Here is a 583-nt window from a genome sequence, read left to right as displayed (position 1 = left end):
TCTTCATCTGGTCAGCGAGGTGATCCGAAGGAAACGCCCTAGTCGTCGAGGAGGGTCAGCAGGCGGTCCAGGACGTGGGGGCCGCCCGCGCGGACGCCGTCGTGTTCGTACTCGTCCGTGACCCAGGTGCGCAGGCCGCGGATCGCACGGGCCGTGCGCAGGGAGTGCGCGGTGTCCACGTACATGTCGTCGTGGTAGACGGCCGCCGCGACCGGGACCTCGTTGGCGGCGAGGCGTGCCGGGTCGTAGAGAGGCTGCCAGCCCGTGCGGGCCGCCAGGAGTTCGGCCGTTTCGCGCAGGGGGGCCAGGGCGGGGTCGGTGGTGAAGTGCCAGGGGTGGATGGTCTCGCCGGTGAACAGGAGGGGGTCGGCGCCGGCGAGGGTCTTCGCCGCGTCGAAGCGCGGGTGGGCGGCGGTGGCCGGCGAAGGAGAGGTGGGCGCGGGCCGTTTCGAGGAAGGTGTCGGAGAGGGCGGGGCCCGAGGCGGTGGTGACGAAGGCGTTCTCCAGGAGGTAGTGGAGCTGGTGGCTGCCGTCGCCGGTGCCGAGGAGCAGGCCGAGGGACTGGAAGGCTTCCGTCGTGAGC

The 583-nt window shown here is 72.0% G+C and carries 1 pseudogene; it reads right to left on the bottom strand.

Annotated elements, in window-relative coordinates:
- Positions 1-38: 38 nt before the first annotated feature.
- Positions 39-583: pseudogene (locus VR44_RS37880) on the bottom strand (alpha/beta hydrolase); the annotation flags it as partial.

The organism is Streptomyces katrae (assembly GCF_000966975.1).
In the GTDB taxonomy this organism is placed as follows: domain Bacteria; phylum Actinomycetota; class Actinomycetes; order Streptomycetales; family Streptomycetaceae; genus Streptomyces; species Streptomyces katrae.
Note: the sequence above shows the minus strand (reverse complement) of the source record. Positions and strands in the feature narration are given on the sequence as shown.